Origin of the sequence: Polymorphobacter sp. (genome assembly GCF_048007885.1) — a bacterium.
Lineage (GTDB): Bacteria > Pseudomonadota > Alphaproteobacteria > Sphingomonadales > Sphingomonadaceae > Sandarakinorhabdus.
The window spans coordinates 951,287-978,159 of record NZ_CP180346.1; the positions used below are offsets into that span (position 1 = coordinate 951,287).

At 65.8% G+C, this 26,873-nt stretch carries 26 protein-coding genes and 1 pseudogene; 19 read left to right on the plus strand and 8 right to left on the minus strand.

Features of this window, described 5'->3' with window-relative positions; translation table 11 throughout:
- Positions 1-12 precede the first annotated feature (12 nt).
- Genes ACMVO5_RS04475 through queE form a run of 5 tightly spaced genes read left to right on the plus strand, consistent with a single transcriptional unit; the run spans position 13 to position 4,317 of the window.
- Positions 13-1,200 (plus strand): aspartate aminotransferase family protein, encoded by a 1,188-nt coding sequence (locus tag ACMVO5_RS04475; RefSeq protein WP_416908872.1) that lies wholly within the window; start codon positions 13-15, stop codon positions 1,198-1,200.
- Between the two features lie 10 nt (positions 1,201-1,210).
- A complete protein-coding gene (gene argF, locus ACMVO5_RS04480; RefSeq protein WP_416908873.1) occupies positions 1,211-2,137 on the plus strand; it encodes an ornithine carbamoyltransferase in 927 nt (308 codons plus the stop codon).
- A 2-nt stretch (positions 2,138-2,139) separates the two neighbouring features.
- On the plus strand, positions 2,140-3,036 hold the full coding sequence (locus tag ACMVO5_RS04485) for an Hsp33 family molecular chaperone HslO (RefSeq protein WP_416908874.1): 897 nt from the start codon (positions 2,140-2,142) through the stop codon (positions 3,034-3,036).
- Positions 3,029-3,688 (plus strand): 7-cyano-7-deazaguanine synthase QueC, encoded by a 660-nt coding sequence (gene queC / locus ACMVO5_RS04490; protein WP_416908875.1) that lies wholly within the window; start codon positions 3,029-3,031, stop codon positions 3,686-3,688. The genes ACMVO5_RS04485 and queC overlap by 8 nt, the downstream gene beginning before the upstream one ends.
- Positions 3,685-4,317, plus strand: coding sequence for a 7-carboxy-7-deazaguanine synthase (gene queE / locus ACMVO5_RS04495; protein ID WP_416908876.1), 633 nt, complete (start codon positions 3,685-3,687; stop codon positions 4,315-4,317). Before queC ends, queE begins: the two co-directional genes overlap by 4 nt.
- A 9-nt stretch (positions 4,318-4,326) precedes the next feature.
- Here the strand turns inward: queE and queF are convergent, their stop codons facing one another.
- Entirely contained in the window at positions 4,327-4,776 is a 450-nt protein-coding gene (gene queF / locus ACMVO5_RS04500; protein WP_416908877.1) for a preQ(1) synthase, read from the minus strand.
- A gap of 122 nt (positions 4,777-4,898) precedes the next feature.
- On the opposite strand from queF, the gene sseA reads away from it, so the two are divergent.
- The 3 genes from sseA to ACMVO5_RS04515 are packed head-to-tail and all read left to right on the plus strand — an operon-like array spanning position 4,899 to position 8,427.
- Positions 4,899-5,738 (plus strand): 3-mercaptopyruvate sulfurtransferase, encoded by an 840-nt coding sequence (sseA, locus tag ACMVO5_RS04505; RefSeq protein ID WP_416908878.1) that lies wholly within the window; start codon positions 4,899-4,901, stop codon positions 5,736-5,738.
- Positions 5,739-5,758: 20 nt separating this feature from the next.
- Positions 5,759-6,964 carry a cystathionine beta-lyase gene (gene metC, locus ACMVO5_RS04510; RefSeq protein WP_416908879.1) on the plus strand — a complete coding sequence of 402 codons (1,206 nt, stop codon included), beginning with the start codon at positions 5,759-5,761 and terminating at the stop codon, positions 6,962-6,964.
- A 44-nt stretch (positions 6,965-7,008) separates the two neighbouring features.
- Complete coding sequence (locus ACMVO5_RS04515) at positions 7,009-8,427, plus strand: amidase (RefSeq protein WP_416908880.1); 1,419 nt, start codon at positions 7,009-7,011, stop codon at positions 8,425-8,427.
- Here ACMVO5_RS04515 and prfB read toward each other — a convergent pair.
- From prfB to eno, 4 genes are all read right to left on the minus strand, one after another.
- A protein-coding gene (gene prfB, locus ACMVO5_RS04520) for a peptide chain release factor 2 (protein WP_416908881.1) occupies positions 8,424-9,552 on the minus strand; the annotation gives its coding sequence in 2 pieces (ribosomal slippage) (positions 8,424-9,482 and positions 9,484-9,552; 1,128 coding nt in all). The genes ACMVO5_RS04515 and prfB overlap by 4 nt on opposite strands.
- Positions 9,553-9,582: 30 nt before the next feature.
- Positions 9,583-11,979 (minus strand): penicillin-binding protein 1A, encoded by a 2,397-nt coding sequence (locus ACMVO5_RS04525; protein ID WP_416908882.1) that lies wholly within the window; start codon positions 11,977-11,979, stop codon positions 9,583-9,585.
- Positions 11,980-12,019: 40 nt separating this feature from the next.
- Complete coding sequence (locus ACMVO5_RS04530; RefSeq protein WP_416908883.1) at positions 12,020-13,399, minus strand: N-acetylmuramoyl-L-alanine amidase; 1,380 nt, start codon at positions 13,397-13,399, stop codon at positions 12,020-12,022.
- A complete protein-coding gene (gene eno, locus ACMVO5_RS04535; RefSeq protein ID WP_416908884.1) occupies positions 13,399-14,679 on the minus strand; it encodes a phosphopyruvate hydratase in 1,281 nt (426 codons plus the stop codon). Before eno ends, ACMVO5_RS04530 begins: the two co-directional genes overlap by 1 nt.
- 139 nt (positions 14,680-14,818) lie before the next feature.
- On the opposite strand from eno, the gene ACMVO5_RS04540 reads away from it, so the two are divergent.
- The 7 genes from ACMVO5_RS04540 to ACMVO5_RS04570 all read left to right on the plus strand — a co-directional run bounded on the left by ACMVO5_RS04540 (position 14,819) and on the right by ACMVO5_RS04570 (position 19,183).
- Positions 14,819-15,211, plus strand: a complete 393-nt coding sequence (locus ACMVO5_RS04540; RefSeq protein ID WP_416908885.1) for a hypothetical protein — start codon at positions 14,819-14,821, stop codon at positions 15,209-15,211.
- Entirely contained in the window at positions 15,208-15,633 is a 426-nt protein-coding gene (locus ACMVO5_RS04545) for a phage holin family protein (protein WP_416908886.1), read from the plus strand. Before ACMVO5_RS04540 ends, ACMVO5_RS04545 begins: the two co-directional genes overlap by 4 nt.
- Complete coding sequence (locus ACMVO5_RS04550) at positions 15,630-16,055, plus strand: hypothetical protein (RefSeq protein ID WP_416908887.1); 426 nt, start codon at positions 15,630-15,632, stop codon at positions 16,053-16,055. The genes ACMVO5_RS04545 and ACMVO5_RS04550 overlap by 4 nt, the downstream gene beginning before the upstream one ends.
- A gap of 63 nt (positions 16,056-16,118) precedes the next feature.
- The gene (locus ACMVO5_RS04555; RefSeq protein WP_416908888.1) at positions 16,119-16,742 is read left to right on the plus strand and encodes an MlaC/ttg2D family ABC transporter substrate-binding protein; all 624 of its coding nucleotides are present in this window, start codon (positions 16,119-16,121) and stop codon (positions 16,740-16,742) included.
- Complete coding sequence (locus tag ACMVO5_RS04560) at positions 16,739-17,302, plus strand: gamma carbonic anhydrase family protein (protein WP_416908889.1); 564 nt, start codon at positions 16,739-16,741, stop codon at positions 17,300-17,302. The genes ACMVO5_RS04555 and ACMVO5_RS04560 overlap by 4 nt, the downstream gene beginning before the upstream one ends.
- A 33-nt stretch (positions 17,303-17,335) precedes the next feature.
- Positions 17,336-17,545 carry a DUF4170 domain-containing protein gene (locus ACMVO5_RS04565; RefSeq protein WP_416908890.1) on the plus strand — a complete coding sequence of 70 codons (210 nt, stop codon included), beginning with the start codon at positions 17,336-17,338 and terminating at the stop codon, positions 17,543-17,545.
- Between the two features lie 57 nt (positions 17,546-17,602).
- The gene (locus ACMVO5_RS04570; protein WP_416908891.1) at positions 17,603-19,183 is read left to right on the plus strand and encodes an AMP-binding protein; all 1,581 of its coding nucleotides are present in this window, start codon (positions 17,603-17,605) and stop codon (positions 19,181-19,183) included.
- 154 nt (positions 19,184-19,337) lie between these two features.
- Here the strand turns inward: ACMVO5_RS04570 and ACMVO5_RS04575 are convergent, their stop codons facing one another.
- Both ACMVO5_RS04575 and rpmE read right to left on the minus strand, forming a co-directional pair.
- Positions 19,338-20,909 (minus strand): ATP-dependent Clp protease proteolytic subunit, encoded by a 1,572-nt coding sequence (locus ACMVO5_RS04575; RefSeq protein WP_416908892.1) that lies wholly within the window; start codon positions 20,907-20,909, stop codon positions 19,338-19,340.
- A gap of 491 nt (positions 20,910-21,400) precedes the next feature.
- A complete protein-coding gene (rpmE, locus tag ACMVO5_RS04580) occupies positions 21,401-21,637 on the minus strand; it encodes a 50S ribosomal protein L31 (RefSeq protein ID WP_416908893.1) in 237 nt (78 codons plus the stop codon).
- A gap of 142 nt (positions 21,638-21,779) precedes the next feature.
- On the opposite strand from rpmE, the pseudogene ACMVO5_RS04585 reads away from it, so the two are divergent.
- The 4 genes and pseudogenes from ACMVO5_RS04585 to ACMVO5_RS04600 all read left to right on the plus strand — a co-directional run bounded on the left by ACMVO5_RS04585 (position 21,780) and on the right by ACMVO5_RS04600 (position 26,518).
- Positions 21,780-23,355 (plus strand): annotated as a pseudogene (locus tag ACMVO5_RS04585) (carboxyl transferase domain-containing protein).
- Between the two features lie 4 nt (positions 23,356-23,359).
- Positions 23,360-24,148: an enoyl-CoA hydratase-related protein gene (locus ACMVO5_RS04590; RefSeq protein WP_416908894.1), complete on the plus strand. Its 789-nt coding sequence runs from the start codon at positions 23,360-23,362 to the stop codon at positions 24,146-24,148.
- Positions 24,149-24,158: 10 nt separating this feature from the next.
- Positions 24,159-24,611 (plus strand): nuclear transport factor 2 family protein, encoded by a 453-nt coding sequence (locus tag ACMVO5_RS04595; RefSeq protein ID WP_416908895.1) that lies wholly within the window; start codon positions 24,159-24,161, stop codon positions 24,609-24,611.
- Positions 24,608-26,518, plus strand: coding sequence for an acetyl/propionyl/methylcrotonyl-CoA carboxylase subunit alpha (locus ACMVO5_RS04600; protein WP_416908896.1), 1,911 nt, complete (start codon positions 24,608-24,610; stop codon positions 26,516-26,518). The genes ACMVO5_RS04595 and ACMVO5_RS04600 overlap by 4 nt, the downstream gene beginning before the upstream one ends.
- On the opposite strand, the gene ACMVO5_RS04605 is transcribed toward ACMVO5_RS04600, so the two are convergent.
- Complete coding sequence (locus ACMVO5_RS04605) at positions 26,499-26,792, minus strand: hypothetical protein (RefSeq protein ID WP_416908897.1); 294 nt, start codon at positions 26,790-26,792, stop codon at positions 26,499-26,501. The two genes, ACMVO5_RS04600 and ACMVO5_RS04605, sit on opposite strands and share 20 nt — an antisense overlap.
- Positions 26,793-26,873: the final 81 nt, after the last annotated feature.

Here is a 26,873-nt window from a genome sequence, read left to right on the forward strand (position 1 = left end):
GAGCCAGTTCAGATGACCATCACGCCCCTCATGCCCGTTTATGGCCGCTGCGATGTCGAGCCCGTGCGCGGCGAAGGCTGCTATCTCTATGACGCGCAGGGCCGCGAATGGCTCGATTTCGCCTCCGGAATCGCCGTCAACCTGCTTGGTCACAGCCATCCCCATCTCGTCGGCGCCATTCAGAAGCAGGCCGCCACGCTGATGCACACCTCCAATCTCTACAAGGTCCCCGCCCAGGCCGCACTCGCCGAGCGGCTGGTCGGCCTCACCTTCGCCGACACGGTGTTCTTCACCAATTCGGGCGCCGAAGCCGTGGAATGCGCCATCAAGACCTGCCGCGCCTATCAATATGCGCATGGCCGCCCAGAGCGGTACCGCATCCTCACCTTCTCTAACGCCTTTCATGGCCGCACGCTGGCCACCATCTCGGCGACCAATCAGGAGAAGATGCGCAAGGGCTTCGAGCCGCTGCCCGACTGGTTCCATGTGCTGCCCTTCAACGATCTCGACGCCGCCGCCGCCGCCATCGACCCGTCCATTGCCGGCATCATGGTCGAGACCGTGCAAGGCGAAGGCGGCATCCGCCCGGCTGCCCAAGAGTTCCTCCAGGGCCTGCGCAAGCTCTGCGATGCGCATGACATCCTGCTCATCCTCGACGAGGTCCAATGCGGCGTCGCCCGCACCGGCACGCTCTTCGCCCATGAGCAATATGGCATCGACCCCGATATCATGGCCATCGCCAAGGGCATCGGCGGCGGCTTCCCCGTCGGCGCCTGCCTCGCCACCGAGCGCGCCGCCGCCGGCATGGTCATCGGCACCCATGGCAGCACCTATGGCGGCAATCCGCTGGCCATGGCCGCCTGCATGGCCGTGCTCGATGTCGTCACCGAAGAGAGCTTCCTCGCCCAGGTTCGCGAATCCGGCGAGCGCCTGCGCGCCGCGCTCGAACAGATGATCCCCAACCATGACGATCTGTTCGACAGCGTGCGCGGGCTCGGCCTGATGCTCGGCCTCAAGCTCAAGACCGACAGCCGCGCCTTTGTCGCCCATGCCCGCAACCATGGCATCCTGACCGTCGCGGCCGGTGACAATGTGGTGCGCCTGCTGCCGCCGCTGATCATCGAAGAGCATCACATCCGCGAGGCCGTCGACAAGCTGTCGGCCGCCGCTGCCGCCTTCGTGCCGGCGGAAGCCGCCTGAGGAGCCGTTCATGCGCCATTTTCTCGATCTCGCTGCCCCCACGGCAGCGGGGCTTCGCGCCATTCTCGATGAAGCCCATGCCCGCAAGGCGGCGCGCAAGGGCCTGCCCAAGGGCCTGCCCGATGCCGATGCGCCGCTTGACGGCCATACGCTGGCGCTGATCTTCGAAAAGCCCAGCACCCGCACCCGCTTCAGCTTCGCCCAGGCCATCCGCCAGCTGGGCGGCAGCGCCATCACCGTCTCGGCGGGCGAGATGCAGCTCGGGCGCGGCGAGCCGGTCGACGACACCGCCCGTGTGCTCAGCCGCATGGTCGATGCCATCATGCTGCGCGCCAATTCGCACGCCACCCTCGAAACCCTGGCCAATGCCGCCAGCGTGCCGGTCATCAACGGCCTCACCGACATCAGCCACCCCTGCCAGATCCTCGCCGATATCCTGACCTTCGAAGAACACAGCGGCCGCCAGGTCGCCGGCTCGACATGGGCCTATCTGGGGGACGGCAACAACATCGCCAATTCGCTCGTCGAGGCCGCCTCGGTGCTCGGCTTCGATCTCCGCCTCGGCGTGCCCCATGGCCATGATCCCGACAGCGCGGTGATGGCCACGGCCTGTGCGCGCGGCGGCAGCGTCGATCTTGTCCGCTCGGCCGAAGCCGCCGTCGAGGGCGCCGATGTCGTCGTCACCGACACCTGGATCAGCATGGGCCAGGAAGACAGCAAGGCCAAGCTCGCCGCCATGCAGCCCTTTCAGGTCGATGCCGCGCTGATGGCGCGCGCCAATCCCAGCGCCGTCTTCCTCCATTGCCTGCCTGCCCACCGCGGCGAGGAAGTCACCGAAGAGGTCATCGACGGCCCCGCCAGCCTGGTCTGGGACGAAGCGGAAAACCGCCTGCACGCGCAAAAGGCGGTGCTGCTCTGGTGTCTGGAACGGCTGTGAGCATGACTGTGACCGCAGAAGGTCTCGCCCCCAGCCATGATGTCAGCCTCGGCTTTACCGTGCCCGGCCGCGATGTGCGCGGCCGCATTGTCCGGCTCGACACCAGCCTCGCCGCCATCCTCGCCGCCCATGATTATCCCGCCCCGCTCGCCGCCACGCTGGCCGAAGCACTGGTCACCACAGCGCTTGTCGGCGCCACCCTGCGGGACACCATCGGCGGGCTCACCCTGCAAGCCCAGTCCAGCGGCCCGCTCAACCTGCTGGTCTGCGACTGGAACGCGGGCGCGCTGCGCGGCTATCTGCAAGGCGCGCCCGAAACGCCCATGGGCGACCTTGAGGCCATGTTCGGCCAGGGCCATCTCGCCGTCACCCTCGACCAGACCGACACCAACGAGCGCTATCAGGGCATCGTGCCCCTCGAAGGCGCCGGCATCGCGGCCGCCATCGAGCAATATTTCCGCGCCTCGGAGCAGATCCCCACGCTGATCCGTGTCCATCTCGGCGGCGACCCTGCGCAGGGCTGGTTCGCCGGCGGCATCCTCCTCCAATATCTGCCGCGCGGCGAAGACGGCAGCACACGCCGCTTCGCCGAGGATGACGGCGAGCCCGAACCCGCCGACTGGCAGCATATTCGCTCGCTCGCCGGCACCATCACCCGCGACGAGCTCGCCAGTCCCGATCTCAGCCCCGAAGCGCTGCTCTGGCGGCTGTTCCATGAAGAGGAAGTCCGCCTCTTCCCCGGCGCCGCCCCGGTGCGCGGCTGCCGCTGCACGGCTGAACACATCACCGATGTCCTCACCCGCTTCCCCGAAAGCGAGCGCGCCGACATGCGCGGCGAGGATGGCACCATCGGCGTCGATTGCCAGTTCTGCTCCAGGGTCTGGCGCATCCATGCCTGAGGCGCCGCTGGCCGTCGTCCTGCTCTCAGGCGGCCTCGATTCGACCACGGCGGCGGCGATGATGAAGGCGCAGGGCTACCGGCTGCTGGCGCTCACCATCGACTATAATCAGCGCCACCGCATCGAGCTGGCGCACGCCGCGCGCGTGGCCGAGGCACTGGGCGTCGAACGCCACATCACCCTGCCGCTCGACCTGCGCAGCTTCGGCGGCAGCGCGCTCACCGCCGACATCGACGTGCCCAAGACCGGCGTCGAGGCCGGCATCCCGGTCACCTATGTGCCGGCGCGCAACACCATCTTCCTCGCCGTCTGCCTCGGCTGGGCCGAGGCGGCCGGTGCGCGCGATCTCGTCATCGGCGTCAACGCGCTTGATTACAGCGGCTATCCCGATTGCCGGCCCGAGTTCATCGCCGCCTTCGAAGCCATGGCCAACATCGCCACCCGCGACGGCGGCTTCAAGGTGCACACCCCGCTGACGGCCATGACCAAGGCCGACATTGTCCGCGCCGCACGCGCCGCCGAAGCCCCACTGGCGCTGACATGGTCCTGCTATGACCCCACGCCCGAGGGCCGCCCCTGCGGCCTGTGCGACAGCTGCCGCCTGCGCGCCAAGGGCTTCGCCGAGGCCGGCCTCCAAGATCCTGCCCCATGACCTACACCGTCAAGGAAACCTTCCTCACCCTGCAGGGCGAAGGCGCACAGACCGGCCGCCGCGCCGTCTTCCTGCGCTTTTCCGGCTGCAACCTCTGGTCGGGCCGCGAGGCTGACCGCGCCGCTGCTGTGTGCGCCTTCTGCGACACCGATTTCGTCGGCACGAACGGCGAAGGCGGCGGCAAGTTCACCAGCCCCGAGGCGCTCGCCGTCCATGCCGCCGCCATCTGGGGCGCGCCCACCGACCACCGCCTCATCGTCTGCACCGGCGGCGAACCGCTGCTCCAGCTCGACCCGCCGCTCATCGCCGCATTGAAGGCCCAGGGCTTTAAGATCGCCGTCGAGACCAACGGCACACAGGCCGCCCCTGCCGGGCTCGACTGGATCTGCGTCAGCCCCAAGGCCGATGCGCCGCTCGTGCAGACCTCGGGTCAGGAGTTGAAGCTCGTCTATCCCCAGCCCAAGGCCATGCCCGACCGCTTCGCGGGCCTCGATTTCGAACATTTCTTCCTGCAACCGATGGACGGCCCGGCGGCACGCGAAAACACCGAGGCCGCGATTCGCTACTGCCTCGAACACCCGCGCTGGCGGCTGTCACTGCAAACCCACAAGGTCACCGGGCTGCCTTAACCGCCAAAGCTAACCGCGCCCGCGATAGCCCGGCACGCCCTGATCGGGCAGCCACAGCCCGGCAGGCGCCGGCCCCGATTGCCAGAAGACATCGATCGGGATGCCGCCGCGTGGATACCAATAGCCGCCGATGCGCAGCCATTTGGGCGCCATTTCCGCCACCAGCCGGGCGCCGATGCCCACCGTCACATCCTCGTGAAAACCGGCATGATTCCGAAACGAGCCCAGCCACAGCTTCAACGACTTGGATTCGACGATTCGCGCATCCGGCACATAATCAATCACCAGATGGGCAAAATCCGGCGCCCCGGTCACCGGGCAGAGCGAGGTAAACTCCGGCACGGCAAAGCGCACCAGATAGTCCAGCCCCGGCCGCGGGTTGGCCGGGAAGTCCAGCACGGCCGCTTCAGGGCTTTCGGGCAGGCTCGATGCCTTGCCCAGATGCAGAGTGTCGCTCATCGCAAATTCATCCACAAAAACGTCACAACAGCGGGTGACATGACGGCTTCACGCTCCTATGTCACGCCCATAAGCCACGCCAGAAAAACCGCGACGACAAGGCGCGATAGGGAGTAACAGCGATGAACCTTCTGGTCAGCACCGATTGGCTGGCGGCCGAACTCGGCAAGTCCGATCTCCGCGTGATCGACGCCACCATGTTCCTGCCCCAGCATGGCCGTCAGGCCCGCACCGAATTCGAAACCGCCCATATCCCCGGCGCCGTCTTCTTCGATATCGACGAAGTCTCCGACACCAGCTCGCCCCTGCCCCATATGCTGCCATCGGCTGAAAAATTCGCCAGCCGCATGCAGGCGCTCGGCCTTGGCGATGGCAGCCGCATCGTCGTCTACGACAATTCGCCGCTGCGCTCCGCCGCCCGGGTCTGGTGGATGCTCACCCTGTTCGGTGCCCATCAGGTCGCCATCCTCGATGGCGGCTTCGAAAAGTGGCAGGCCGAAGGCCGCGCCGTCGAAAGCGGCAAGCCCGTCGTCCGCCACCGCCACTTCACCGTCTGGGCCGACAAGACCATGGTCCGCGACATGAAGCAGATGACCGACAATCTCCGCACCAAGGCCGAGCAGGTCGTCGATGCCCGCTCCGAAGGCCGCTTCCTTGGCACCGAGCCCGAGCCGCGCCCAGAGCTGCGCCGTGGCCATATCCCCGGCTCCAAATCGCTCCCCTATAATCGCCTGTTCAACGAAGACGGCACCTACAAGTCGAAGGACGAGCTGGCCGACCTGTTCGAAGCCGCCGGCATCGATCTTTCCCAGCCCACCGTCGGCACCTGCGGCTCGGGCGTCACCTCGGCCTGCCTCGCCTTCGCCGCCGCCCTGCTCGGCCAGCCGAACATGGCGATCTATGACGGCAGCTGGTCGGAATGGGGCGCCTCCCCCAACACGCCGATCGTCACCGGCGCCTGAGCACGTGAGGGCCTGAGCGCATGGCCGGCCGCGCGCCGCCGCCCGATCTCTCGCATCTCGGCGAGGGCACCCGCCTGAGCGTCGCCGGCCGCGAGCCGCGCGCCACCGCGCGCTTCGTCAATCCGCCCGTCGCCCGCGCCTCGACCATCCTCTTCCCCACGCTGGCCGCGCTCGACGCCGCCATCGCCAATCCCGACAAGGGCCTCTATTATGGCCGGCGCGGCACGCCCGGCATCTGGGCGCTTGAAGACGCGCTCACCAGCCTTGAGCCCGGTGCTGCCGGCACCAAGCTCTACCCCTCCGGCGTCGCCGCCATCAGCACCGCACTTCTCGCTGTGCTCCAGAGCGGCGACGAGCTGCTCGTCACAGACAGCGCCTATGAGCCGACCCGCCTGTTCGCCGACCAGACGCTGAAGCCGCTGGGCATCACCACCCGCTATTTCGACCCGCGCATCAGAGACATTTCCTCACTCTTCACCTCAAATACCCGCGCCATCCTTCTCGAAAGCCCCGGCTCGCTCACCTTCGAGATCCATGATCTGCCCGCCATCACGGCGGCCGCCCGCGCCCATGACATCGTCACCATCATCGACAACACCTGGGCCACACCGCTGCGCCTCCAGCCGATCGCGCTTGGCGTGGACATCAGCATTCAGGCGCTCACCAAATATGTCGGCGGCCATAGCGACGTGATGATGGGCGCCGCCACCGCCACCGCCGCCCTCTGGCCCCGCCTCGCCCGCATGCACTACCGCCTCGGCATGAACGTCTCGGCCGATGACGCCGCGCTGGCGCTGCGTGGTCTGCGCACGCTCGGCCTGCGCCTCGGCCGTCATGAAACCAGCGCGCTCGAAGTCGCCCGCTGGCTTGAAGCCCATGCGGCCGTCGACAGCGTCCTCCACCCCGGCCTCGAAAGCCACCCCGATCACGCCCTGTTCAAGCGCGATTTCACCGGCAGCACCGGCCTGTTCAGCTTCGTCCTCAAGTCCGGCACCCGCGCCAGCCTCGCGCCGCTGCTCGACCACCTCCACCATTTCGGCATGGGCTTTTCCTGGGGCGGCTACGAATCCTTGGCGCTCCCGGTCGATCTCAAGGGCTGCCGCAGCCTGCCCCAGCCCGAGCGCCCGGGGCCCATCGTCCGCCTCTCCATCGGCCTCGAAGACCCGGCTGATCTCATCGCCGACCTTGAAGCCGGGCTGGCCCGCTGGCAGAAGCACCAGTCTTGACGCCCGGAGACTGACAGCGGACGCTCCCGCCAAAGGAGCCCGCCATGACTGACCTGCTGCAGCAAGACGCCACCGCCCAGGCCGAAGCCATCGCGACGGGCAAGGTAAGCCCATCGGAGCTGCTCGAAGCCGCCGTCGCCCGCGCCGATGCCCTCAATCCCAGCCTCAACTTCATCGCGCAAGACCTGCGCGACATGGCCCGCGCCCGCGCGCATCTGCCCTTCTCCGGCCCGTTCGCTGGTGTCCCCTTCCTCGTCAAGGATCTGCACATGCCCATCGCCGGCCAGCGGTCGGGCGAAGGCAGCAGGCTGTTCGATGGCCATGTCGCCACCGAAAACGCCGTGCTCTATGACCGCTACTGCGCCGCCGGCCTCAACACCTTCGGCAAAACCACCACGCCCGAGTTCGGCCTCACCGTCACCACCGAGAGCAAAGCCTATGGCCTGACCCGCAACCCCTGGAACCCCGCCCATAGCAGCGGCGGCTCGTCGGGCGGCGCCGCCGTCGCCGTGTCCGCCGGCGTCGTCGCCATGGCGCACGCGTCCGATGGCGGCGGCTCGATCCGCTGCCCGGCCAGCGCCTGCGGCCTGTTCGGCCTCAAGCCTTCGCGCGGCCGCATGCCGGCAGGCCCGCACGCCACCGAAGGCTGGATGGGCTTTTCCCTCAATCACGCCGTCACCCGCTCGGTCCGCGATTCCGCCGCCCTCCTCGATGCCACCCATGGCATGGAGCCTGGCAGCCGCTACACCGCGCCGCCCCCCGGCGCAGGCTTTCTCGCCGCCACCAGATCAGCCCCCGGCCGCCTGCGCATCGCGCTGCAGCGCGAGGCCATCACCGGCGTTCCCGTCCACCCAGATGTGCTCGCCGCCCTCGATGCCGCCGCCCGCCTGCTCGAAAGCCTCGGCCATACGGTCGAAGAGGCCGCACCCGCGCTCCCGGCAGAGGCCATGGGCGAAGCCTTTGTCGCCATCATCGCCGCCCATGTCGCCCATGATGTCCGCACTCGCCTCGCCGAGCTCGGCCGTGACAGCGCCGGCGAGGATATCGAGCTCGTCACCCAGATGTTCGCCCATATCGGCAACACCACGCCCGCCAGCGCCATCGCCGGCGCCAACCAGCTGTTCCAGCAGGTCGCCATCACCGTCAGCCAGTTCATGAGCGGCCATGACATCCTGCTCTCGCCGGTCTTCGCCCAGCCCCCCATCGAACTCGGCCGCATCGACCTCAGCCCCAGCGATATCGAAAGCTGGACCGGCAATGTGCTCGGCTACAGCCCATTCACAGCGCTCGCCAACCAGACCGGCTGCCCGGCCATGTCGCTGCCGCTCGGCACCAGCCGCACGGGCCTGCCCATCGGCATCATGGCCATGGGCCGCTACGGCGAGGAAGCGCTGCTCTTCAGCCTCGCCGCCCAGATCGAGCAAGCCGCCCCCTGGGCCGGCCGCCGCCCGCCGCTACCCTAGTCGACATCCTCGACATCGGCCTTCTCGCCGGTCACCTTCTGCGAAAGCGCCGCCGCCATGAAGGCATCAAGCTCGCCGTTGAGCACATCATCGGGCGCGGTCGAGGTCACGCCGGTCCGCAGATCCTTCACCAGCTGATAGGGCTGCAACACATAGCTCCGGATCTGGTGGCCCCAGCCGATGTCGCTCTTGCCGGCCTCCACATCGGCCGCCGCCGCCTCGCGAATCGCCAGCTCGCGCTCATAAAGCCGCGCCTTCAGCATCTTCATCGCCGTCGCCCGGTTCTTGTGCTGCGAGCGCTCATTCTGGCAGGCCACCACAACGCCGGTCGGCATATGGGTGATGCGCACCGCCGAATCGGTGGTGTTGATATGCTGCCCGCCCGCGCCCGATGCCCGGTAGGTGTCGATCTTCAGGTCCGATTCCTTCACATCGATCTCGATATCGTCGTCGATTTGCGGATAGACCCAGACACTGGCAAAGCTGGTGTGCCGCCGCGCCGCGCTGTCATAGGGGCTGATCCGCACCAGCCGGTGCACGCCGCTCTCGGTCTTGGCCCAGCCATAGGCTTGCCCGCCCTTGATCAGCATCGTCGCATTCTTGATGCCGGCCTGCTCGCCGTCATTATAGTCGATCAGCTCGACCTTGTAGCCGCGCGCCTCCGCCCAGCGCTGATACATGCGCTGCAACATCTGCGCCCAGTCCTGGCTCTCGGTGCCGCCAGCGCCCGAGTTGATCTCGATATAGGCGTCATTTTCGTCCGCCTCGCCCGAGAGCAGCGCCGCCACCTTGTCGCGTTCAGCGCGCTCGGCCAGCGCCTTCAGCGCCGCCGTGCCTTCCTCGGCCATCGCCTCGTCGCCCTCGGCCTCGGCCATTTCGATCAGCTCGCAGGTGTCGGCAAGGTCGCCCTCGATCGCCCGCGTCGCCCCCACCGCCTCGTCGAGCCGCCGGCGCTCCAGCATCAGCGCCTGCGCGGCCTTGGGGTTGGTCCAGAGGGCCGGGTCCTCGGCCCGGGCATTCAGTTCGTCGAGACGACGCAGCGCGCGGTCCCAGTCAAAGAGACCTCCTCAGCAGGTCCAGCGCCTGCTTGATGGAATTGGCATGGGCTTCCGCCTCGGCTCGCATATCGGCTCCTGAAATCGTCTGGCGCGGCTTTTAGTAAATCCCGCCGCTGTTGGAAAGAAACTCCGCATCCGACCGCACCTGCGCGCCCGGTGCCCGCTCGGCCTCCGCTTCGCGCCGCGGCTCGGTGTCGGGCTTGAACGCCTCCCAGATCACCTCGGACCGCGGCGCTTCCTCGGTCGGCCACTCGTCAAACACCCGCTTGCCCGAGCGCCGGTTGATCCGCACCATGCGCACGCCGGGCGGAATGACAAAGGGCCGCTTTTCGGCGTCCTCAAGCGCCACCCGGGCAAAATCGAGAAAAATCGGCCCCGCCGTATTGCCACCCTGCACATTGTTGCCAAGGTCGCGTGGCTGATCATAACCAAGGTAAAGCCCGGCCACCAGATCGGGCGTGCCGCCCACAAACCAGGCGTCCTTCGGCCCGCTGGTGGTGCCAGTCTTGCCCGCCAGCGGCCGCTCCAGCGCGCGCAGCCGCACCGCCGTGCCGCGCGTCACCACGCCTTCCATCATGTGCACCGTCTGATAGGCCGTGCGCGGGTCCATCACCTGCACGCTGCGCCCCACCGGCCGCGGCATCGGCTCGCCGTTCCAGTCCTCGGCCATGCAGCCGAGGCACGAGCGCGTGTCGCGCCGGTAAATCACCTTGCCGTCCCGGTCCTGCACCATCTCGATCAGGCTCGGCTCCAGCTTGCGTCCCGCGTTGAAGATCTGCGCATAGGCGTTGGTGATCTGCATCACCGTCGTCTCGCCTGCGCCCAGCGCAAAGGCCAGCTGCGGCGGATAATCCCCCACCCCCAGCGCCTTGGCCGTCGCCGTCACCTTGTCCATGCCCACCGAATAGCCCAGCCGCACCGTCATCAGGTTGCGGCTCTGCTCCAGCCCCCAGCGCAGCGTCTGCGGCCCCGCGCTGCCGCCGCCGAAATTGCGGAAGCATTTGCGCCCCAGAGCGCGCGTCTGAAACACGCAGAACGGCCCGTCCACGACAATGCTCGCCGGCGTGAAGCCATTGTCGAGCGCGGTCGCATAAACGATCGGCTTGAAGGTCGAGCCCGGCTGCCGCTGCGCCTGTGTCGCCCGGTTGAAGGCCTGGGCGCGCGCATCAAAGCCGCCCACCATCGCGAACACCCGCCCATCATGCACATCCTCGGCGATGAACCCGCCCGAAATCTCCGGCGTCTGCCGCAAACCCCAGCTGCCCTTCTCGCGCGCCACGATGATGACATCGCCCGGCACCATCGCCTCGGCGGCCCGCTGCTCGCTGCCCGCCCGCCGCCGCTGCGCCTGGTCAAAGGGCAGCGTGCCCTCGCTGCCATCGGCAAAGCCGATGCGCACCACCGCCGCCGTCTTGCCCAGCACCACCGCCTTGCGCCACTCGGCATAGCCCGTCGCCACCGTCGCGCGCGCCAGCCGGCCCGGCCATCCCTCGCCCAGCTCAATCGTCCGCGCCGGCCCGCGCCACGGCCGCGAGCGGTCATAACGCACCAGCCCGTCGCGCAGCGCCCGCTCGGCCGCATCCTGCATCACCGGGTCAAGCGAGGTCCTGATCCACAAGCCCCCGCCATAAACGCTGTTGCGTCCGTCCTCGCTGCTTTCGCCAAAGCTGTCGATCAGCTGGCGCCGCACATCCTCGATGAAATAATCGCCCGTCCGCCCGGTGTCGAAGCCGCCATTTGTCTGCGCTACCAGCGGCGCCGCATCGGCCGCCGCCCGCTCGGCCTCGCTGATATGGCCATCCTCGGCCATGCGGCTCAACACATAAGACCGCCGCGACAGCGCCCGCGCCTGCTGCGTGGTCGGCGAATAGGTCGACGGCGCCTTGGGCAGGATTGCCAGATAGGCCATCTCCTCAAGAGTCAGCTCCGCCGCCGTCTTGGCGAAATAGGCGCGCGCCGCCGCTTCCACACCGTAAGCGTTCCGGCCCAGATAAATCTGGTTGAGATAGATTTCGAGGATCTGCTCCTTGGAAAACACCGACTCCAGCCGCCGCGCCACCACCGCCTCGCGCAGCTTGCGTGTCAGCGTCACCTCATTGCCGATGATGCTCTTCGCCACCTGCTGGGTGATCGTCGAGGCCCCCACCGGCCGCCGGTCGCCAAACAGTCCCTGCACATTGACGAAGACGGCATTGGCGATGCCCGCATAATCAAGCCCGTCATGGCTGAAAAAGGTCTTGTCCTCGGCCGACACATAGGCCTTCACCAAAAGCGGCGGAATCTCGTCATAGGGCAGATAGATGCGCCGCTCGCGCATGAACCGCGCCACCACTTCGCCGTTCACATCGCGGACCGTCGAAGGCAGCGCCGGCGCATAATCGGCCAGCTCCGCCTCGCTCGGCAGGCCCTTCATGATGTTGGCCAGCAGCAGCACAGCCACCACCGCGCCCACCAGCACCACGCCGAGCGTGCCATAGATCAACCAACGCCGCATGGCCTCCCTCTAGCCCGCCCGCCCCGGCGTTGAAAGGCCCTCAACTTCCCAGCAGATGCTTTTCAATGGCCCGGGCGATACCCTCGGCAATGCGCTTCTGCCCGGTGCGCGAAAACAGGAAGTCGGCGTCCTCCCCGTTCGAGACATAGCCCGTCTCGAGCAGCACCGAGGGCACATCAGGCGCCTTCAGCACCCGGAAACCGGCAAAATGATGAAAGGTCGAGCGAAAGCGGATGCGCGGCGACAGCTCGTCCTGAAGCACCTGTGCGAAGATCACCGACATGTCGGTCGTGCCCCGCCGCGACAGCTCGATCAATACATCCGAGACATCGGGCGCCTCCGCGCCCAGGTTGATGCCGCCGATGATGTCGGCCTTGTTCTCGCGCGCCGCCAGCCGCGCCGCCACCTCGTCCGACGCCCGGCTCGACAGCGTATAGACACTGGCACCCCGCGCCTCGCGGTTGAGCGCCGCATCGGCATGAATCGAGATGAACAGATCCGCCCGCGCCGCCTGCGCAATCCGCACCCGGCCACCCAGCGGAATGAACCGGTCATCGGCCCGTGTCAGCCGCACCCGCACCCGGCCGCGCCTCTCCAGCTCGCGCGCCACCTCACGCGCAATCGCCAGCGTGACGTCCTTCTCATAGCCGCCGCGCACCGAAATCGCGCCCACATCCTTGCCGCCATGCCCGGCATCCACCACCACAAGCGGCTTCCCGCCCGACCTCGACTGGCGCGGAGCCGCCTGCGCCGCTGCCCGCTCACCTGCGCGCTCGGGCGCCCGCACCACCGGCGGCGCCGTCTCAGCCTCAGCCTCCGCCTCGGGCCGCGGCTGCACCGGCGTGGTCGCCTTCGGCAGCACCTCGCCCGCCGGCGTGATCTGCGGCGAGGCCGTCGTCTCGCCCGTCTCATCGGCCACCGAGGCAAACAGCTCCTCCAGCGCGAGCCGCTGCGGCGCCCGGCTGATCACCACCGGGGCCCGCCCGGCGCGCACCGCATCCACAAACACCGACGGCTTGGCCCGCACCAGCCGCAGCTCCAGCCGCCACGTCCCGTCTGCCTCAGGGCCAACCATCCGCGCCCGTTCCAGCAGCACCGGCCGGTCCAGATCGAGCACCAGCCGCGCGACCCCCGGCGAAAAGGCCGCCAGCCTGACCTGCCGCACACTCGCCGCCCCCGGCACACTCAATGCGTCCGCCACGGTCGCCGGCAAATCGATCACCAGCCGGTCAGGCTCGGCCAGCGCAAACACCTCGCCCGCCCCGATCGGCTCATCCGAAACCACGCTCACCAGCGCCGGCACCGCCGAAACCGCGCTCAGCGTTGCGGCCTGCAAAGGGGCCTGCAAAGGCGAACGCGCCGGCGCCATCCCGACCAGAAGCGCCAGCATCAGCGCCACAAATGGCCGGGCCAGCCGCATCAGCCGGTCATCAGCACCGTTCGCCCGGCATAGCGCGCGCTCGTGCCCAGCTCCTGCTCGATGCGGATCAGCTGGTTATATTTGGCCAGCCGGTCAGAGCGCGCCAGGCTCCCGGTCTTGATCTGGCCGCATCCGCACGCCACCGCCAGATCGGCAATGGTCGAATCCTCGGTCTCGCCCGAGCGGTGGCTCATCACCGTGCGGTAGCGCGCCCGGTGCGCCATCTCGACCGCCTCCAGCGTCTCCGAAAGCGTGCCGATCTGGTTGACCTTGACCAGCAGCGCATTGGCCAGCCCGTCCTTGATGCCGTCCGCCAGCCGCGCCGGATTGGTCACGAACAGGTCATCGCCCACCAGCTGCACGCGGCTGCCCAGCCGCTCGGTCAGCATCCGCCAGCCGTCACGGTCATCCTCGGCCATCCCGTCCTCGATCGACAGGATCGGATAGTCGCTCGCCAGCGCCGTCAGATAATCGGTCATCCCGGCCCCATCGAGCGACAGCCCCTCGCCGTCCAGCACATAGCGCCCGCCCCGGTAGAATTCGGTCGCCGCCACATCGAGCGCCAGCCACACATCCTTGCCCGGCCGGAAGCCCGCCTGCTCTACCGACGCCATGATGAAATCCAGCGCCGCGCGCGTACCGCTCAGATTCGGCGCAAAGCCACCCTCATCACCCACCGCCGTCGAATGACCCGCCGCCTTGAGCGCGCTCTTCAGCCCATGAAAAATCTCCGCCCCCCAGCGCACGGCTTCCGCAATCGAGCCCGCCGCCACCGGCATCACCATGAATTCCTGCACATCGATCGGATTGTCGGCATGCGCGCCGCCGTTGATGATGTTCATCATCGGCACCGGCAGCAGCCCGGCCGAAACCCCGCCCACATAGCGGTGCAGCGGCAGCCCGCGCGCATCCGCCGCCGCCCGCGCCACCGCGAGGCTCACCCCCAGAATCGCATTGGCGCCCAGCCGCCCCTTGTTGGCCGTGCCATCGAGCGCGATCAGTGCGGCGTCCACCTCGCCCTGCTCCTCGGCGTCCATGCCCGACAGCGCATCCAGAATCTCGCCGTTCACCGCCTCGACCGCGCCCAGCACACCCTTTCCCAGATAGCGGTTCTTGTCGCCGTCGCGCCGCTCCACCGCCTCATGCGCGCCGGTCGACGCGCCCGAAGGCACCGCCGCGCGCCCCAGCGAGCCATCTTCCAGCACGACATCCACCTCCACCGTCGGATTGCCCCGGCTATCGAGGATCTCACGGCCGATAATGTCGATGATGGCAGTCATGTCGGGCTCCAGTTCAGATCATCTTCACCACAAGCGGTTGCGCCTGCGGCAATCCCGCGCCATCTATCGGGCAGAGCGGCGTCCCGCAACTCGCATGCGTGGCGCCCAGTCCAGCCGCCAGCAGATGAAGGCTCGCTTAATGACCCAAACCGCCCGCCCCCCGAAGATGAGCCGCTCGACCGAAACCCCGCGCGCCGGCTTCATCGATGAAGCCGAAGACCGGCTGCTCGCCGTCGCCGAAGACGCCAAGACCGAGCTCGTCAAGGCCATGGACGCCATGGTCCTGCAGGCGCACAGCCTCGCCGCCACCATCGACAGCATGGCCGGCGCTCAGGCCGGCGATCTCGCCCGCCAGGCCGCCGATGTGCTGGCCTCGGTGCAGCGCGGTCTCGATGAGAAAGCCGTCAGCGAGCTGGTCAGCGAAGGCCAGGCGCTGATTCGCCGCCAGCCCGCCGCAGCCCTCGGCATTGCGGTGGCCAGCGGCTTCCTGCTCGCCCGCCTGCTGCGCGCGCCCAAACAAGAGAAGGAATGAGCGTCCCCCCGCCCGAGGAGACAAAAGCGACCAGCGACCCGCTGCTCGACCTGATCGCCCGCGTGCCTCGTGAAGCGCGCGCGCTGGCAGAAGCCGAAGTCGCGCTCGCCTCGGCCGAAATCCGTCGCAATCTCATCGGCCTCGCGCTCGCCTTCGCCTTCATCCTCGCCGGCGGCATCATCCTCGGCATCGCCGGCATCTCGCTGCTCGGTGCGCTCATCGCCGCGCTGGCACCCGTCGTCGGCCCGGTCTGGAGCGCCGTCCTCACCGCCGCCACGGCGCTCGTCGCAGGCGGCGGGCTGATGATCGTGGGCATCCGCCGCCTCCATCACGGCCCCCTTGCGCCCCGCCAGACGATGGCCAATCTTAAGGCCAGCCTCGAATCGCTCAAACGCCAGCCCGATGGGACCAGCAAGGAATGACCGCCGAACCCGTTGAAAGACTCGCCGCCGCCGCAAGCGAAGCCGGCCAGCAGCTCGGCCAGACCCTCACCGATCTGCGCCAGCGCACCCAGCCCGAGGCGCTGCTCGATGAAGTGCTCGATATCGCCAGCGAAAAGGGCCAGCAGCTGGTCCGCAAGACCCGCGAAACCGCCACCGCCCATCCGCTCGCCATGGGCGCGGCCGTCGCCGCCATCGGCCTGGCGCTGCTCACCCGCAACACGCTCTCCAACGCCCGCGTCGACCTCGGCGACGACAGCACCGACTATACCGATTACGACGACAGCTACGAACCCGCCCCGCCCCTGCCGGACACCGCCGACATCAACCCCTCGGGCTTCACCTCGGTCGTCCTCGGCCTCGCGCTCGGCGCGCTCATCGCTGTCTTCACCGCCAAAAACTAACCCGCCATTCAGCTGCGCCCTGCCACAAGCCGCGCATCATCCATCATTTCGGAACAACGTCCCATGCGCGCCCTTGCCGCCCTATTGATTGCCACCCTGCCGCTCGGCCTCATCGCCAGCGTGCCCGCCACCGCGCAGGAAGCCCCCGCCGCCGACCCGGCCGCCGGCCAGTTCATCGAAAATCTCTCCCGGGATGCCTTCGCCGTCCTCAAGGATGACAGCCTTACCGAAACAGAGGCCCGCAATCGCTTCCGCACCATGCTCGAGCAGAATGTCGCGCTGCGCTCGATCGGCCAGCGCCTCATCCGCAAGCACCGCCGCACCATCACCCCGGCCCAGCTCGAAGCCTATGATGCCGCACTCCCCAATTTCATCCTCAGCGCTTATTCCGACCGCCTGTCCGACTATAGGGACGCCACGGTCAAGGTCATGCGCCTCAACGCCCGCGGCCCCTATGTCGATGTCCAGACCCGGGTCGAGCGTCCCGGCAGCCAGCCCATCGATGCCATCTGGCAGGTCCGCAAGACCCCGCAGGGCCGCTACCTGATCAACAACCTCACTGTCTCCAACATCAACCTCACCATCACTCAGGAAGCGGACTTCGACGCCTATATCCAGAAGAACGGCTTCGATGCCCTCGTCACCTTCCTCGAAACCGCCAACAGCAAGTCAGCGCAGGCCAGATGACCAGCCGCATCGAAAAGGCCGACAGCGCCTTCATCCACGCATCCGCGCAAGTCTACGGCCATGTCAGCCTCGCCGAGCGCAGCTCCATCTGGTGCAACGCCGTCATCCGCTCCGAAATGGCCCATGTCGAAATCGGCGAAGGCACCAATGTGCAGGATTTCGTCATGATCCACACCGATCCCGGCAAGCCCGTGCGCATCGGCAAATATTGCTCCATCACCCATCACGCCACGCTGCACGGCTGCACCATCGAGGATCATGTCCTCATCGGCATCAACGCCACCATCTACAACGGCGCCCATATCGGCGCCGGCTCGATCGTCGGCCAACACGCCTATGTGAAAGACAACACCGTCATCCCGCCTAACAGCATCGTCGTCGGCAGCCCGGCCAAAGTCATCCGCACCGCCGACAGCCGCTTGCAAAACCGCATCAACGCCGAATTCTACATCCGCAACGCCGCCGCCTATGCGGTCGGCAATCACCGCGCCTGGGACGGCCCCGAGTTCGAAGCATGGTTCCAGGCCCTCACCAGCCGCCTCGCCGCCGAATACAGCTGACAAGCCCCCGCCAAAACCGCTAAGGCCCACGCCATGGACAAGCTACACCTCGTCTTCGGCGGCCGCGTCGCCAACCCCCAGGGCACCGACTTCATCGAGCCCGACAAGCTCGACATCATCGGCATCTTCCCCAATTATGCCGCCGCCGAAGCCGCGTGGCGCAGCGCCGCCCAGCGCACCGTCGATGATGCCACCATGAAATACGTCGTCGTCCACCTCCACCGCCTGCTCGAACCCAAATAATCAACAGGCTTCCCGCCGGCCTGCCTCTCCCCTAATCTGCCTATGGGGAGAGATATTATGACACACAGCTTCGGCGCCATTTTTGCTCAGGGCAGCGGCAAGGTCGATCCCACCCGCCCGGCCCTCATCCACGGCGAGCAAACCATCAGCTGGGGCGATTTCCACCGCCGCACGACAAGCCTCGCCGCCCATATGCTCGCAAGGGGCGCCCAGCCGGGAGACCGGCTCGCGCATCTCATGCGCAATTCCCCCGCCTATCTCGAAACCACCACCGCCGGCTTCAAGGCCCGCCTCGTCCACGTCAACATCAACTACCGCTACACCGGCGAAGAGCTCTTCTACATCCTCGACAATTCAGACAGCAGCGTCCTCGTCTTCGACGCCGAATTCGCCGATCTCGTCGAAGCCGTCCGCCCCCGCCTGCCAAACATCAAGCTCTACCTGCAAGTCGGCCCGGACGCGAATGGCGACACCCGCCCATGGGCCGAAGATTACGAAACCACAGCGCAAGCCGGCCATCCCCTCGCCCCCCAGGCCCATGCCCCCACCGACATGCTCTTCATCTACACCGGCGGCACCACCGGCATGCCCAAGGGCGTGATGTGGGATCAGGCCGATCTCTTCGTGCTGCTGGGCGGCGCGCTCGCCTCGCCCGAAACCGGGGAGCCCGCCAGCCTCGAAGATCATGTGCAAACCATGGTCAGCGGCGCCGCCGCGCGCACCAGCCTCGTGCTGCCCCCGCTCATGCACGGCACCGGCTATCTCATCGGCATCTTCACCCTCGTCACCGGCGGCACCGTCGTCACGCTCCCCGGCGCCAGCCTCGATGGTGCGGCCGCCGCCCGCGCCTGTGAGGCGCACCAATGCACCTTCGCCACCCTCGTTGGAGACGCCTTCGGCCGCCCGCTCCTCGCCGCCCTCGATGCCGGCCATGGCAGCATCGCCAGCCTCATGGGCATCCTCTCGTCCGGCACCATGTGGTCGCCCGAAATCAAGGCCGGCCTGCTCCGCCACGCGCCAAACGCAGCGCTCGTCGATGCCCTCTCCTCCTCCGAAGCGCTCGGCATGGGCAGCAGCGTGCAAACCAGCGCCAACGCCGGCAGCCCCACCATCTTCACCCCCACCGATGACAACAGCCTCATCCTCGATGAAAACCTGAAGCCCGTCGCCCCCGGCGAAACCGGCCGCCTGGCGCGCGCCGGCCTGCTCCCGCGCGGCTATTGGAAAGACGAGGCCAAAACCGCCGCCACCTTCCCCGTCATAAACGGCGTCCGCTACTCCGTCCCCGGCGATTTCGCCGTCAAAAACCCCGACGGCAGCTTCACCCTCATGGGCCGCGGCAGCCAGTGCATCAACACGGCGGGCGAAAAAGTCTTCCCCGAAGAAGTCGAGGAAATGCTCAAAACCCACCCAAAGGTCACCGACGCCCTCGTCTTCGGCCTCCCCGACCCGCAATGGGGCCAGGCCGTCACTGCGGTGGTCGAAGCGCCCTTGGGGACTGACGTTGAGGAGCTGCGCGCACATGTGCGGGAGCGGCTGGCGGGGTACAAGGTGCCGAAGCGGGTGGTGGTGGTGGACCGGTGTCCGAGGGCGCCGAATGGGAAGGCGGATTACCGGACGGCGCGGGGGTTGGTTTAGGGGGGCAAAGCTTCGTTCTTTAGGCTTGGAACTCCGACATCGCGCAATTAGTCGATGTCAAGAATATTGAATTACGCTAGTGATAACGCAGTAATCTTCGTCGCAAAAAATAAATATCATATAGCATAGAAATTTCATATATTGGCTATTTAATTTACGCTGCAGAAAAAATATCTCTAATTATCGCAGATCTCTCTATCAACGGAAGCTCAGAAATTACAGAGTAAAATCTTATCATTGCGTCGCATTTTTGCTCCAATGTCGCATTTTCAGGCTCGGCGATCGCTGTCAATTCAGATGGTGACAATTCTTTACCAATAATCTCATAACCCCGGTTGGCCGCTTCGATGTTTACTTGCGAATCTCCATTTTGTCTGAGAGCGCGCTCGAGAAGGGCGGCCTCACGAGCCGCAAGAGATCGCGGCAACGTCTGATATGTATTTAGCTGGCCAGCCATAAGCAGACCACACGCCTCATAACTCACACTCTGTGCAGCCCTTACCTGATCCAAAATTAATATTAAATACATATGCAACGTCTCATCATCAGCCCGTGCAATAATATTTACAATACGCGACGCCAACTGAGCTCGAGCAGCATTCAATATATCATTATCGTTTCGGCCCTTCATTTTCTCCTGCCATGCAACTCCAACGATTGACTTGAAGAGTTCAGGTTGAGTTTCTTGAAGCGTGCGAAAAAGGCTCACCTCTAGCAACAGGCTAGACAGCTCCTCGAGCGAGTTGACAGACGAAAAAGCTGTTGCCGTCTCTCCGCCGAAACTTGAGCGAGTTAGTATACCCGCTTCAAACATCTCGCCGTGCGAAGGATACCACATTCTATCAGGCGCGGACTCCATAGCTTTGTTTATAAATTCTTCAGCCACACCAGCCTGCCTGTAAAGCTGTCGATTAGCTTCGATCATTCGAGACCGCGCCTCTGAATCGAGCCCCGGAAAATCTGGTTGATGAAACCCAATCCTAGCGTTTGGAGTAGCCGCGCGATCACTACCGGCAATCAGGATTAAAGTGCAGGCCGACAGGCACCGGCCCTCAACGTAGGTCATCAAACGAAATGCACGCACCTGCTCAGCGATTGCCTCGGCTTCAAATAACCGACCGCCGACTGAGTCAAGGACAACAGTTTCTACACTTGAAGCGTTATTCAGAATTTGCTCAAATTTTTTCGAACTTCCTTCAGCAAGCGCGCCAACGACCTCAATCGACCTCCCGTCAGAAGCGATCCGAATAGTTGCGGCCTCTCCAAGAGGGTCCCATCCGAGTGCTATATTTGCATACTCTCTAGCTTGCGGGATGGCATTGGTTACAATCTGCCCGGCCATCGAAAACGCGCCCAAGATTATCGCAACCCGCGCAAGGCCAGCCCAAAACGGTCGACCACCCCGCTCAACATGTCGACTTGCTGAACGCCATGTTCCTACGATAGCCCAAAGCCAAGATATAATAATAGTCGGCCAAAGGAGCAAGGCAAGAAATGAATATAAACGAATACTTCTAATTTCAACCGCAAAAAATTCTATAATAAAAGAAATAAAAAATATAAAAAGAGCCGAAATTATAACTGTATTTACCCAGTATGCTCTTGGGAGCGAATAATATCCGTCCCAGTGCCTCTTTAGGAAATTTCCTTTTTTATTTTTCGAGCTATCGAGCCACGGAAATTCTTCACTTTGATCATCCATGGCTTCAGACTCCTCAACTAGCATCGTTTCGAGGATAAAATTACCTTACGCAGCGATCAAGTAAAAATATTATTTCACATATGCTGACGCGAGAAGGCCACATCTTGACAGAATTCGTTTAGAAAAATATGAATTCGAATCATGTATTATAAATATGTTTCACGATTATATTATCTATACATTCAGTATAATATGAACGTTCTTTTCGATTTTATTTAAATATAAATCTATTAATATTTGTTCAATAGAAAAATCGTCGTAAGTTTGAAGGCCGGTCTGAATTATTTAAGTATACTAATCTTTTCGGCTGAACAAGTAGTGTTGGTTATCATGACCCAGGTGGTCCGCGCCAATGGGCAGTCCAGAGGTCAATAGACAAAGGTCTTAAAACACGGAAAAAAGCCCCGGCAAAGCCGGGGCTCTCGTCGGACGGGTTCGGCGGTCTATAGAACCGCCGCCCCGCCGTCCGGTCGTTCGCCGAGTCGGCGTTTAGCTGTCGCTAAACGCTCGCCAGCTCACTTGTTATTCGCAGCCAGACCAAAGCCCGAGAAGCGCTTGTTGAAGCGCGCCACCTGGCCGCCCGCGTCGAGCATCTTGCCGGCGCCGCCAACCCATGCCGGGTGCGAGGTCGGGTCGATTTCGAGGTTCATCGTGTCGCCGGCCTTCCCCCAGGTCGTGCGCGTCTCATAGGTCGTGCCGTCGGTCATCTTCACGGTGATGGTGTGAAGCTCGGGGTGGATGCCAGCCTTCATGTCAAAATCCTTCTCATCTGTGGCCGGTCCCAACCGGCCTCAAGCAAGCGGCGCGCATAGCCGCCCGCCAGCGCAAAAGCAAGCATCCCGCCACCTAAGTCACCAGCTTGAGCCAAACCCGCTTCCGCGCCATAGCAGAGCCATGCCCCGCATCGGCACCCCCCTCCCCCCCGCCAGCGCCGCCAACGCGCGCCACATGGCCACGCTGGTCTCGGATCTGCGCAGCCTCGTCGCCCGCATCGCGCTCGGCGGCCCCGAAGCGTCGCGCCAGCGCCACACCGCACGCGGCAAGCTGCTCCCCCGAGAGCGTGTCGAGGCCCTGCTCGATCCGCACACCGCCTTTCTCGAAATCGGCCAGCTGGCCGCCCACGAAGTCTACGGCGAAGACGTGCCCGCCGCCGGCCTCATCGCCGGCATCGGCCAGGTCGAAGGCCGGCTCTGCGTCATCGCCGCCAACGACGCCACGGTGAAGGGCGGCAGCTACTATCCCCTCACCGTCAAGAAACACCTGCGCGCGCAGGAAATCGCCGCCCAAAATCACCTGCCCTGCCTCTATCTCGTCGATTCCGGCGGCGCCAACCTCCCCCGGCAAGACGAAGTCTTTCCAGACCGGGATCATTTCGGCCGCATCTTCTTCAACCAAGCCAATATGAGTGCACAAGGCATCGCCCAGATCGCGCTGGTCATGGGCAGTTGCACTGCCGGCGGCGCCTACGTCCCCGCCATGGCGGACGAATCGATCATCGTGCGCAATCAGGGTACCATCTTCCTCGGCGGCCCGCCGCTGGTGAAGGCCGCCACCGGCGAGGAAGTCACCGCCGAAGAGCTGGGCGGCGGCGATGTCCACACCCGCCTCTCCGGCGTCGCCGATCATCTCGCCGAAGATGATGCCGATGCGCTCGCCATCGCGCGCCGCATCGTCAAGACCCTGCCAAACCCACCCAAACCCACCCAAAACCCACCCAAACCCCCGCTGTTCGACCCCTCAGACCTTCACGCACTGGCCCCCATCGACCCCCGCCGCCCCGTCGATATCCACGAAATCATTGCCAGAATCGTCGACGCCTCCGAGTTCCACCCGTTCAAGCCCCGCTTCGGCGAAACGCTGGTCTGCGGCTTCGCCCACATCGAAGGGCAGCAAGTCGCCATCCTCGCCAACAATGGCATCCTCTTTTCCAGAGTCCGCCCAGAAGGGCGCCCACTTCATCGAGCTCGCCTGCGCCCGCAAAATCCCGCTCCTTTTCCTCCAAAACATCAGCGGTTTCATGGTCGGCAAGCGCTATGAAAATGAAGGCATCGCCCGCCACGGCGCCAAATTGGTCACCGCGGTCGCCTGCGCCGCCGTGCCCAAGATCACCGTCATCATCGGCGGCAGCTACGGGGCCGGCAATTACGGCATGTGCGGCCGCGCCTATTCCCCCAATTTCCTCTGGATGTGGCCCAACGCCCGCATCAGCGTCATGGGCGGCGAGCAAGCCGCCAGCGTGCTCGCCACCGTCAAGACCGGCGGTTTCGCCAGCCCAAAGGAGGAAGAAGCCTTCAAGGCCCCCATCCGCGCCCAATATGAGCGCGAAGGCCACCCCTATCACGCCAGCGCACGCCTCTGGGATGACGGCATCATCGACCCCACCGACACCCGCAAAGTCATCGCGCTGAGCCTCGCCGCATCCTTGCAAAAGCCCATCCCCGACACCCGCTTCGGCACCTTCCGGATGTGATGCGATGAGCCTCGACACCCAGATCGACGACCATGGCATCGCCCATGTCACCCTCAACCGTCCCGAGCGCCACAACGCCTTTGATGAAACCCTGATCGACGCCCTCACCCAGGCCTTCACCCGCCTCGGCGAAACCCCCGCCGTCCGCGCCGTCATCCTCAGCGGCCATGGCAAAAGCTTCTGCGCCGGCGCCGATGTCAGCTGGATGCGCCGCGCCGCCGACTATACGCCCGCGCAAAATCAGGCCGATGCCGAAGCCCTCTCCGCAATGCTCGCCGCCATCAACGCCTGCCCCAAACCCGTCATTGCCCGCGTCCACGGCGCGGTCTCGGGCGGCGGCGTCGGCCTCATCGCCTGCGCCGACATGGTGGTGGCCGAAGAAAATACCGTCTTTCGCCTCTCCGAAGTCCGCCTCGGCCTCACGCCCGCCACCATCTCCCCGTTCGTCCTCGCCAAGATCGGCGCCGCCCAGGCCCGCCGTTTCTTCCTCACCGCAGAAAGCTTCGGCCCCGAAACCGCCCAGCGCATCGGCCTCATCCACGAAACCGCCATCGACCGTGACGCCGCCAACGCCCAGGTCCTCCACTGGCTCGCCCATCTCCGCGCCGCCGCCCCCGGCGCCGTCGCCGATGCCAAGGCGCTGATCGCCGCTGTCGCCGGCCAGCCGATCACGCCTGAACTGCGCACCGAGACCGCCCGCCGCATCGCCGCGCGCCGCGCCAGCCCCGAGGGGAAGGAAGGCTTGCACGCCTTTCTGGAAAAGCGCAGCCCCAACTGGTCCCAGGCAGATTAAGGCCCATCCCATGCGCAAAGCCGCTCTCGCCGCCCTCCTGCTCGCCGCCGCGCCCGCAAGCGCGGGCCCGCGTGAAGACGTGCTCGCCGTCGTCGAGGCCACCCTGCGCGCCATCAACACCGGCGACGCGGCACTCATCGAACAGCTGGCGCTGCCCAGCGCCATCGTCGTCGCCCAAGGCTATGACAAGACCAGCGACACCCTGAAGACCCGCATCATGACCATCGCCGAAATGTCCGCCGGATGGCGCGCGCCCGGCCGCCGCCCGGTTGATGAACGCATCCAAACTCCCACCGTCCACATCCAGCGCGATCTCGCCCATGTCTGGTCGCCCTACACCATCGATATCGATGGCAAGCGCCTGCACTGCGGCATCGACAGTTTCGGCCTCGCCAAGGTCGATGGCGCCTGGCGCCTCACCAGCCTGACCTGGACCGCCGAACCGAACGGCTGCGCCCAATGAAGCGCCTGCTCATCGCCAATCGCGGCGAAATCGCCCGCCGCATCATCCGCACCGCCCATGCCATGGGCATCGAAACCGTGGCCCTCCATGCGGACGCCGATGCAGCCAGCCCCCATGTCAGCGAGGCCAGCGAGGCCGTCAGCCTTGGGCCAGACAGCGCGCGGCCCTATCTCGACGCCGAGCGCATCCTCGAGATCGCCCGCCAGACCGGGGCCGATGCCATCCACCCCGGCTACGGCTTCCTCTCCGAAAACGCCGATTTCGCCGCCCTGGTGACCAGCGCCGGGCTCACCTTCGTCGGCCCGCCCTCGGCCGCCATCCGCGCCATGGCCCTCAAAGATGCCGCCAAGGCGCTGATGAAAAAGGCCGGCGTCCCGGTCACGCCCGGCTATCACGGCATGGACCAGAGCCTCGCCCGGCTGCAAAAGGCCGCCGAAGCCATCGGCTATCCCCTGCTCATCAAGGCGGTTGCCGGCGGCGGCGGCAAGGGCATGCGCACCGTCCATGGCGCCGCAGCCTTTCAAGACGCCGTGCTCGCCGCCCAGCGCGAGGGCGAAGCCAGCTTCGGCAACGCCGCCCTGCTCCTCGAAAAGCTCGTCGGGCGCGCCCGCCATGTCGAAGTCCAGGTCTTCGCCGATGCGCACGGCAATGTCGTCCACCTGCACGAACGCGATTGCTCGCTGCAACGCCGCCACCAGAAGGTCATCGAGGAAGCCCCGGCGCCCGGCCTCTCCGACCGGCTGCGCCACCGCCTCGGCGTCGCCGCCGTCACCGCCGCCACTGCCATCGGCTATCAAAACGCCGGCACCGTCGAATTCCTCCTCGATCTCGATGACACCGACAGCGACGGTGACCCCAAATTCTACTTCATGGAGATGAACACCCGGCTCCAGGTCGAACACCCCGTCACCGAAGCCATCACCGGCCTCGACCTTGTCGAATGGCAGCTCCGCGTCGCCCGCGGCGAACCGCTGCCCCTCCAGCAGCATGAAATCCCGTGCACCGGCCACGCCGTCGAAGCCCGCCTCTACGCCGAGGATGTGCCGAGCGGCTTCCTGCCCAGCACCGGCACCCTCACCGCGCTGCGCTTTCCCGCCCTTCTGCGCATCGATACCGGCGTCGAAAGCGGCAGCCGCATCGGCCTCGATTATGACCCGATGATCGCCAAACTCATCGCCCATGCCCCCACGCGCGATGAGGCTCTGGCCAGCCTCACCGCCGGCCTCGACGCGACCGTGGCGCGCGGCCTCAAGTCCAACCGCGCCTTCCTCGCCCGCCTCGCCGCCGCGCCCGCCTTCATCGCTGGCGATTTCGACACCGGCTTCATCGCCCGCCATCTGGACACGCTGACCACCACAAATCCCCCCTCCAAAGACCTTGTCGCGTTGGCCGCCGCCGTCCTCGCCGCGCCCCCATCGCTGGGCACCGGCCCCTTCGCCGCCCCCTTCCGCCTCAATCTCCCCACCCAGACCAGCATCCGCCTCTGGCACGGCGACACCTGCCACAGCCACACCGTCCCCGCCGACGCCCCGCCGCCCCGTCAGCTTGCCGATGGCCGCCACCGACAAGGCCCGCTCACCGCCTTCATCGACGTGAGCGAAGACCATGTCGAAATCCGCACCGACGGCGACAGTTACACGCTGACCCGCCACGCCCCGCGCAGACACGAAACCGGCAGCAGCAGCGGCGAGCTCACCGCGCCCATGCCCGGCCGCGTGCTCAGCCTCGATGTCACTGAGGGCGACAGGGTCGAAGCCGGGCAGCGCCTCGTCATTCTCGAGGCCATGAAGATGGAGCATCAGCTGAAAAGCCCCGCCAGCGGCCGCATCACCGGCCTCGCCGTCGCTGCTGGCGATCAGGTCACCGAGGGCACGCGGCTGCTCACCATCACTCCGGTCGACGGCTGAGACCGGCCACCGCCATGGCCATGAAGGTGAAGACGAGCAGAATCTCGCGCACCTCGTTCGAAGGCAGCACCACCCCGGCAAAACGCCCGGCCAGATCCGCCAGAATCAGCCCCAAAAGCAGCCCGAAAATGGTGAAGCGGAACGCCCGGCCCATGTCCGCCCCCGCAGGCGCGCGCCAGAACAGCACGACCGCACCCACCAGCGCCGCCAGCTTCAGCGCCGCGCTCAGCAGCGGCCATGGCTCCAGCGCATAGCCCAGGCCCAGCTCAGCCATGCAGAGGCCGAATTGCCAGCGCCTGCTCATGCCCACCCTCATCATTCCGCCGCTTTCTTGGCTGCCCCAATCCCGCTATCA

Bases quoted from the DNA above. Each gene is read 5' to 3' on its own strand.
- ACMVO5_RS04475 (WP_416908872.1), top strand. From the start codon at position 13: ATGACCATCACGCCCCTCATGCCCGTTTATGGCCGCTGCGATGTCGAG.
- argF (WP_416908873.1), top strand. From the start codon at position 1,211: ATGCGCCATTTTCTCGATCTCGCTGCCCCCACGGCAGCGGGGCTTCGC.
- ACMVO5_RS04485 (WP_416908874.1), top strand. From the start codon at position 2,140: ATGACTGTGACCGCAGAAGGTCTCGCCCCCAGCCATGATGTCAGCCTC.
- queC (WP_416908875.1), top strand. From the start codon at position 3,029: ATGCCTGAGGCGCCGCTGGCCGTCGTCCTGCTCTCAGGCGGCCTCGAT.
- queE (WP_416908876.1), top strand. From the start codon at position 3,685: ATGACCTACACCGTCAAGGAAACCTTCCTCACCCTGCAGGGCGAAGGC.
- queF (WP_416908877.1), bottom strand. From the start codon at position 4,776: ATGAGCGACACTCTGCATCTGGGCAAGGCATCGAGCCTGCCCGAAAGC.
- sseA (WP_416908878.1), top strand. From the start codon at position 4,899: ATGAACCTTCTGGTCAGCACCGATTGGCTGGCGGCCGAACTCGGCAAG.
- metC (WP_416908879.1), top strand. From the start codon at position 5,759: ATGGCCGGCCGCGCGCCGCCGCCCGATCTCTCGCATCTCGGCGAGGGC.
- ACMVO5_RS04515 (WP_416908880.1), top strand. From the start codon at position 7,009: ATGACTGACCTGCTGCAGCAAGACGCCACCGCCCAGGCCGAAGCCATC.
- ACMVO5_RS04525 (WP_416908882.1), bottom strand. From the start codon at position 11,979: ATGCGGCGTTGGTTGATCTATGGCACGCTCGGCGTGGTGCTGGTGGGC.
- ACMVO5_RS04530 (WP_416908883.1), bottom strand. From the start codon at position 13,399: ATGCGGCTGGCCCGGCCATTTGTGGCGCTGATGCTGGCGCTTCTGGTC.
- eno (WP_416908884.1), bottom strand. From the start codon at position 14,679: ATGACTGCCATCATCGACATTATCGGCCGTGAGATCCTCGATAGCCGG.
- ACMVO5_RS04540 (WP_416908885.1), top strand. From the start codon at position 14,819: ATGACCCAAACCGCCCGCCCCCCGAAGATGAGCCGCTCGACCGAAACC.
- ACMVO5_RS04545 (WP_416908886.1), top strand. From the start codon at position 15,208: ATGAGCGTCCCCCCGCCCGAGGAGACAAAAGCGACCAGCGACCCGCTG.
- ACMVO5_RS04550 (WP_416908887.1), top strand. From the start codon at position 15,630: ATGACCGCCGAACCCGTTGAAAGACTCGCCGCCGCCGCAAGCGAAGCC.
- ACMVO5_RS04555 (WP_416908888.1), top strand. From the start codon at position 16,119: ATGCGCGCCCTTGCCGCCCTATTGATTGCCACCCTGCCGCTCGGCCTC.
- ACMVO5_RS04560 (WP_416908889.1), top strand. From the start codon at position 16,739: ATGACCAGCCGCATCGAAAAGGCCGACAGCGCCTTCATCCACGCATCC.
- ACMVO5_RS04565 (WP_416908890.1), top strand. From the start codon at position 17,336: ATGGACAAGCTACACCTCGTCTTCGGCGGCCGCGTCGCCAACCCCCAG.
- ACMVO5_RS04570 (WP_416908891.1), top strand. From the start codon at position 17,603: ATGACACACAGCTTCGGCGCCATTTTTGCTCAGGGCAGCGGCAAGGTC.
- ACMVO5_RS04575 (WP_416908892.1), bottom strand. From the start codon at position 20,909: ATGCTAGTTGAGGAGTCTGAAGCCATGGATGATCAAAGTGAAGAATTT.
- rpmE (WP_416908893.1), bottom strand. From the start codon at position 21,637: ATGAAGGCTGGCATCCACCCCGAGCTTCACACCATCACCGTGAAGATG.
- ACMVO5_RS04590 (WP_416908894.1), top strand. From the start codon at position 23,360: ATGAGCCTCGACACCCAGATCGACGACCATGGCATCGCCCATGTCACC.
- ACMVO5_RS04595 (WP_416908895.1), top strand. From the start codon at position 24,159: ATGCGCAAAGCCGCTCTCGCCGCCCTCCTGCTCGCCGCCGCGCCCGCA.
- ACMVO5_RS04600 (WP_416908896.1), top strand. From the start codon at position 24,608: ATGAAGCGCCTGCTCATCGCCAATCGCGGCGAAATCGCCCGCCGCATC.
- ACMVO5_RS04605 (WP_416908897.1), bottom strand. From the start codon at position 26,792: ATGGCTGAGCTGGGCCTGGGCTATGCGCTGGAGCCATGGCCGCTGCTG.